The organism is Polaromonas sp. (genome assembly GCF_049790275.1).
Taxonomy (GTDB): domain Bacteria; phylum Pseudomonadota; class Gammaproteobacteria; order Burkholderiales; family Burkholderiaceae_C; genus Polaromonas.
In genome coordinates this window covers 1-6772 of the sequence record NZ_JBAQYR010000005.1, presented here as the reverse complement: position 1 = coordinate 6772, position 6772 = coordinate 1, and the positions used below count along the sequence as shown (strand labels likewise).

Here is a 6772-nt window from a genome sequence, read left to right as displayed (position 1 = left end):
GGCCGGGGCCTGCTGGGCCTGCCGGGGCTGGCGGCGGGTTGGCGGGCGGCGGCGGGTAAGCGGGCAGAACCTGTTCTTCAGCCGGCGGCTGCCGCGGCGTGACCGGCTGTGACGAACCCGGAAAAAGGCTGCTGAGCCAGGCACCAATCGGGTCGGCGGGCGGTTCCTCGGCGACGCTGCCGCGCGGTGCTTCGAAGCGGACGTTAGCGTCCACCACCTTGCTCCTGAACGACTGCTGGAAGAAATCGCCCACGATGGGCAGTGCGCTGTGGGCGCCCTGGCCCCAGTAGTCGTTGAGCGTGATGCGGTTGTCGTTGAAGCCCACCCAGGCGCCCGCCACCAGCTGCGGGTGCATCAGGACAAACCAGCCGTCGGTGTTGTCCTGCGTGGTGCCGGTCTTGCCGGCCACATCGGCCTGGATGCCGAAACGCGAGCGGATGCCGGCGCCAGTGCCACGGTCGATGACGCCGCGCATCACGTCCAGCAACACCTGCGATGAAGGAATCGACAGTGCCTGCTCGGGCGGCTTGGCCTGGAAGGTTTCCAGCACCTTGCCGTTGCGGTCTTCCACACTGGTGATCAGCAGCGGCTCGATGTAGCTGCCGCTGTTGGCAATGGTGGCGTAGGCCGACACCATTTCTTTCAGCGTCACCGGGCTGGTGCCCAGCGCCAGCGAAGGCACCGCATCCAGCTTGCTTTGCCGCACCCCCATGGCCTGCGCCAGGCTGGCCACCTTAGCCGGGCCGACGCTCTGCATGACCTGGGCGGTAATGGTGTTTTTGGAATACGCCAGGCCATCGCGCAGGCTCATCGGTGCGTAGCTGGGTTCGCCACCGTCCTTGGGCCGCCAGACGGCGCCGTTGCCCAGCGCAATTTCCACGTCCTCATCCATGAAGGTATCGCTCGGTCGCGCGCCGTTTTCAAACGCGGCGCCATACACAAAAGGCTTGAAGGTCGAACCCGGCTGCCTGCGCGCCTGCTGCACGTGGTCGAACGGGTCCTGCGCAAAACTGCGGCTGCCGACCCAGGCCTTGACATGGCCGTTGCGCGGATCGAGCGCCATGAAGCCGGCCTGCAGGCGGGTCTTGTCCTGGCGCAGCGCCTGCATGAAGGCGGTGTCGGCCAGCACCTGCTTCAGGGCGTCCGCATCCGTCAGGCCCGACTCCTTCGCGGCCTTGTACTCGGCACTCTCCCGCACAAAGGCGTGCACCACGTCCTTGCTGGAAGCCCATCGGCGCGGCCCCCATTCGCCGTTGGCCACGCCCTGCAGCTTGTCGGCCTGGCGCGCCACCGCCTGGTTGGCCTGGGCCTGCAGCCGCGCGTCGATGGTGGTGCGCACCACCAGCCCGTCGGCATAGATGTTGTAGTCGTTGCGGTCGGCCCATTCGATGAGCCAGCGCCGAACGTACTGGCTGAAGTGCGGTGCGGCACCCAGCTGCTCCGGCTGCCGTTCGAAGTCCACCTTGAGCGGCCTTTTCTTCAGGCCTTCAAACTTCGCCTCTTCCAGCTTGCCATGCTTGACCATCTGGGCCATGACGATGTTGCGGCGCTGCACGGCGCGCTCCGGATTGAGCACCGGGTTGTAATAGCTGGTGCCCTTGAGCATGCCGACCAGCGTGGCGCTTTCCAGCACGTCGAGCTTGTCGGCCGACTTGTCGAAGTAGGTGCGGGCCGCCATCTCGATGCCGTAGGCGTTGTAGAGAAAAGGCACGGTGTTGAGATAGGTCTCGAGGATTTCGTCCTTGGTGTAGACGGACTCGATCTTCAGCGCGGTGATGGCTTCCCTGATCTTGCGCGTCAGCGAGATCGAGCGGCCGATTTCCTTGGGGTAGAGGTTGCGCGCCAGCTGCTGTGTGATGGTCGAGCCGCCCTGCCAGTGGCCCGAGAACGTGAGCACCACGGAGGAGAGCGTGCGCCGCAGGTCCAAGCCGTGGTGTTCGTAAAAGCGGTGGTCTTCGGTGGCAATCAACGCCGCCAGCACATTGGGCGACATGTCGGCCAGCTTGACCCAGTCGCGGTTGGCGCGCTTGAACAGGGCCAGTTCCTTGCCGTCAGCCGACAGCACGGCGGTCGGCTTTTCCAGCTTGATCCTGCGCAGGTCGTCAATGCTGGGCGTGAAGGGAATCAGCACCAGCACATACAGCAGCAACAGCACGGGCACGGCCGCCAGAGACAGGGCCACACCGCGCCGGGTGGGGTTGCGCAGGCGACGAAGAACTTCAGCGGCCAGGAGCTGGAGGCGGTCAAATATCTGGTCGAATATCTTTTTCATCGGGTGCCAGTGTAGGCGCTACGCCCTCCCGGGTTGCCGGGCCGCGCGGAATAGCCGGAGAGTGCGAAAGCAACAATGTGTATGCTTCTGTATCCGCAGGAGAACAACTTGATACAGGCAAGAACGACAAAACAATCCCTGTTGGCCCTGTTGCTTGCCTGCAGCAGCACGCTGGTCCTGGCCGAGCTGGACGAGCAGGTACTTGGCAAGGCCGGTGGCTACCCGGTGCAGAGGTTCGGGCCCGACTTCAGCCTCTTCAAGGAAGAATTCAAGATCGGCACCTTCAGCCATATGGAAAAGGTGTTCTGGCCCCGCACCGTCAAGACCGCCGCGGCCTCGGCCCTGCCCCCGCATGAATCGCCACCGCCCAATATCAGCTACACGTTTGAAGGCCAGAAGCTCACGGTCGATGACCTGCTGGCACGCCAGCGCATCACCGGCCTGCTGATCCTGAAAGACGGAAAAGTCATTCTTGAACGTTACCAGTACGACCGCACCGCCGCGCACCGGCTGGCTTCGTTTTCCATGGCCAAAACGGTGGTGGCGCTGCTGGTGGGCGTGGCCCTGCAGGAAGGCCATATTGCCTCGCTCGACGACAGCGCCGAAAAATATGCGCCCGCGCTCAAGGGCTCGGCCTGGGCGCCGGTGACCATCCGCAACCTGCTGCGCATGTCGTCCGGCGTCAAATGGAACGACAAGGTCATGCCCGGTGTCATCACCGACGGTGCCCGACTGACCGGGGAATCCTTCTACCAGCGCGGCCGTGGCGGCGCCAGTGCCGTCTCGTGGGTCAAAGACGTGACTTACCCGCAGGGAAGCGCCTTCAATTACAACTCCGCCGAAACCTTTGTTCTCGGCATCGTTCTGCGCGGCGCGATCAAGCAGGACCTGGCCACCTACCTGTCCGAAAAACTCTGGAAGCCCATGGGTGCCGAGTCCGATGCCTCCTGGCTCATCGACAGCTCGGGAATGGAAGCAGGCAACTGCTGCCTGAACGCCACGCTGCGCGACTACGGGCGCCTGGGCATGCTGCTGGCCAATGACGGCATGTGGAACGGCCGCGCGCTGGTGCCGAAAGATTTTGTGCTCGATGCCACCGACCCCGAGCGGCAGGCCGACTACCTGAAGCCGCGCAAGGCAACGCCCTACTTCGGCTACGGCTACCAGACCTGGCTTTACCCCTACCGCACCCGCACCTTCCAGGCCCGCGGACTGTTCGGCCAGGAGCTGATCGTGCAGCCCGATTCCGGGGTGGTCGTGGTGATCACCTCAGCCCTGAAAACGGCCGACACCCCCGGCAGCATCTCCACCGAGCGCAATACTTTCTTGGGCGCCCTGCTGACCACGCTGGGCGGCAAAGTTGACCTTTACCGGTAGCCGGAGGAATAACGCGATTGTTATGGCAAAAGATTATTTTCAATATCCGTCGCCATGTTATTTGGCAGACGGCCATGTTGTTCCGCACTTTTTCGGGGCATATCAAATTAGGCCGCTGAACCCTATGCGCCATCTTGTCGTCCTCTTACTCCTCCTCGTTCATATGTCAACTTACGCAGGTGATTTCTTCCCAACCGAATACAAGCAGTTTCCTTTCAAGGAAGGCGATCTACTGGCGAGCAAGCGAAGCGACGGCATGTTCGCGATCAACAAGATCCTCAAGGTGGATCGCTTTGACTTCAAAAAGGGATCAGCCATCAATATCCAGGGCCAGTCTTTCGTTGCCACAGAAGATGACTACCTTTTGATAGTGAGTGCCGCTTACGGTGAGGCAGAGTTCAAGTCGCTTGAAGAGGCGCGCACTGCTGCGAAGGCGGGCAAGTGGGCAGTGAAAATCAGCCACGCTCCGAATCGACCACCAGGGGCTGCAGCTGGGCAGATGCTCATAGGCAGTGCTCCAGTCACTGAGGCTGATCTCGCTGGCTATCGGCAGTGGAAGGCGGCCTTCGCCAGAGGAGAAGCTGGTGTCTTCTAACGTGCTGACGCCTAACCCGCGTCGCCCTGCTGACCACGCTGGGGGATCTATCACCATGCTATTTGGTAGGCGGCCAGGTTAATCCTCACTTCTGCGGGATATCAACGTCAGGACTCATATGCGCGGGATGAAACCACTCGTATTGCCGGTGCTTCTTGTCGGAGCAGCGCTATCGGCCCAAGCCGCTGCGAGTTGCAATGCGCTCGCCAGGGAATCCGACACCTATTTGCGAGCTTCCAACGCAGTACGCAAATTGCCGGAGTTCCGGGCATGGTCAGCCAGTCACTCTTTCCCTGTTGCGTTCGGAGCGGCCGTCGACAAAGAGCGGTTGATACGCAGTCGTTGCTATTGGTCAGTTACCGTCTATGCCGATCGCCCCGAACGAGCAGAGTTATGGCACACCTTCTTCGTCAGCAGCTCAAACTACAGGGTGGCCTTCATTACAAGCCCAATAAGTGGTGATCCCGTCGCTATCTCTGCATGGCGAAAGCAAAACAACGGATCCATCGAGAAGAGATGAGTGCTTCTCCCGCGAGCTCCAACATCATTCAAGAATCGTCCTCGAACCACCCAGACCATCTATGGAATCCCCCAAACTCAGAGTCGGTCAACCGATCACGCCCGAGCAGTTCGACGAACTCACGGACGAGCAGCTGGCCCGGCTCGTCCCCAAGGCGTATCGGGAATTTTTTCCCGGCAAGGATTTCTGTGCCGACGGTCATTTCTATCTCCACGATGGAACGGCCTGGAGCTTTTACCGGGGTGATTTTCTCGATGAGTAGCTGCTGCCCGTCGCAATAAAAAAAGCCTGTCGAGCCTTTGGCTGACGGCAGGACGCGACCCGGTGCCATGGAGCCGACGCCACCGGCGGGTCAGCATGGAGTTTTCTCGCAACAGACCCGCCCTGCCATGCCTACCCGCACCACCGTTTCCCTGCCCGCTGAAGACCACCTGTCGCTGCTGCATGGCAGCCTGAAGCTGCCCGCCGTCACCATCAACGGCTACAGCCTGGAGCTGCATGACGGCCGTGGTTTCCTGGGCGACAGCGTCAGTCGTCAGGCATTTACCCGCATGCTGGACACCTGGCGCAAACTGTTTCACGAACTGGACGGCAAAGACCCGATGGGCACCCTGCCCACGCCGGACATCAGCAAGGACCGGCTCGACGAGCTGCTGGACAGGAAAGGCCTGGCGGCGGCCGCGATCAACGCGGCTGCAGAAGACTATGCGTGGCAGCTGGCGCGTGTGGTGCGGCGCTTTCTGCGGCAGCCGTCCTGGCGCGGCGTTGAGCACATCGTCGTGGGCGGTGGCTTCCAGCAAAGCGAGTTGGGCCGGCGCGCGGTGAAGCGCACGGCGGCGCTGCTGGCCGACCAGGGCGTCAAGGTGCAGCTGCGCACGCTGCGCCACCATTCCGACGAAGGCGGCCTGCTCGGCTGGATGCACCTGGCGCCGCCCGAACTGCTGACGCACTACAACGCCCTGCTGGCCGTGGACATAGGCGGCACCAACGTGCGCTGCGGCATCGTGCGCACGCGCCTGAAAAAGGCGCCCGACTTCTCCAAAGCCGACGTGATCGGCCGCCGGAAATGGGCCCACGCCGAGGACGCTGACGACATCCGGCGCGAAGACCTGGTGCAGGGCATTGCCGACATGCTCCAGACACTGATCAACAGGGCAAAAAGAAAGGGGCTCGCCCTCGCCCCCTTTGTCGGCGTGGCCTGCCCCGGCATGATCTGCGAAGACGGCTCCATCGCCGATGGCACGCAAAACCTGCCAGGCAACTGGGAGAGTTCGCGCTTCCACCTGCCGCGCCACTTGTGCGAACGGCTGCCCCGCATCGACGGCCAGGAAACCCAGGTGCGCCTGCACAATGACGCGGCGGTGCAGGGCCTCTCGGAGCTGCCCTTCATGCGCGACGTCAGGCACTGGGCCGTGCTGACGATAGGCACCGGGCTGGGCAACGCCAGCTACACCAACCACTAGTGGGATCGAACCTGTCTGACAAATCCATGCGACCGTTACCTACCCGTAACAGATCAAACCCGCCTGACACGCCGGCACCGCTTCTGCTTCAATCAAGTCAGTTCCGGGTCCCACACATTTTTGTCAGCCGCTCCAGGAGAGTTCAGATGTTCGATATCTTTCAAACTCGCGCCGATACCCACCTGCGCAAGGCTCGCGAATATCTGCAGCAGGCCAACGTGGCCCGCATCGAACACCAGGTGGCGGCGGAACACCATGCCGCACTGGCCTCCATGTACGCGCAGCGCGTGGCCTGGCTGGAGCAGGAACTCGCCAACGCAGCGAACGGTTATGGCTCGCCGCTGCGCGACGTGCTGCCCAAAAAGGTCGAGGGAATCAAACGCACACCCCGCTCCATCCTGAACTGGCCCGGCACACCGCGGATAGACAGCAGCAACGTGCCGGAGTCGGCCTAGGAGTCTGGGCGGCAGAAGGAACGTCGGCTGCAAAGTGGCCGCGACGGTCCATTTTTCACCGGCTTTTTGCCCCATAGCTACGGCTATGGC

General features: G+C 62.4%; 6 protein-coding genes. 5 read left to right on the top strand and 1 reads right to left on the bottom strand.

All coding sequences use genetic code 11. The features are described 5' to 3' along the window. Window positions 1-2272 (bottom strand): penicillin-binding protein 1A (locus WA904_RS00635; protein ID WP_425195201.1); only part of this gene is annotated, 2272 nt, incomplete at its 3' end. 141 nt (window positions 2273-2413) lie between these two features. Here WA904_RS00635 and WA904_RS00630 point away from each other — a divergent pair. The 5 genes from WA904_RS00630 (at window position 2414) to WA904_RS00610 (ending at window position 6682) form a co-directional block, all read left to right on the top strand. After that, window positions 2414-3649 carry a serine hydrolase domain-containing protein gene (locus WA904_RS00630; RefSeq protein ID WP_425195200.1) on the top strand — a complete coding sequence of 412 codons (1236 nt, stop codon included), beginning with the start codon at window positions 2414-2416 and terminating at the stop codon, window positions 3647-3649. Window positions 3650-3671: 22 nt separating this feature from the next. Continuing rightward, the gene (locus WA904_RS00625) at window positions 3672-4244 is read left to right on the top strand and encodes a hypothetical protein (RefSeq protein WP_425195199.1); all 573 of its coding nucleotides are present in this window, start codon (window positions 3672-3674) and stop codon (window positions 4242-4244) included. A 581-nt stretch (window positions 4245-4825) separates the two neighbouring features. Further along, on the top strand, window positions 4826-5026 hold the full coding sequence (locus WA904_RS00620) for a hypothetical protein (protein ID WP_425195198.1): 201 nt from the start codon (window positions 4826-4828) through the stop codon (window positions 5024-5026). Window positions 5027-5153: 127 nt separating this feature from the next. Continuing rightward, window positions 5154-6227 (top strand): ROK family protein, encoded by a 1074-nt coding sequence (locus WA904_RS00615; RefSeq protein ID WP_425195197.1) that lies wholly within the window; start codon window positions 5154-5156, stop codon window positions 6225-6227. Window positions 6228-6373: 146 nt separating this feature from the next. Continuing rightward, entirely contained in the window at window positions 6374-6682 is a 309-nt protein-coding gene (locus tag WA904_RS00610; protein WP_425195196.1) for a hypothetical protein, read from the top strand. Window positions 6683-6772 lie beyond the last annotated feature (90 nt).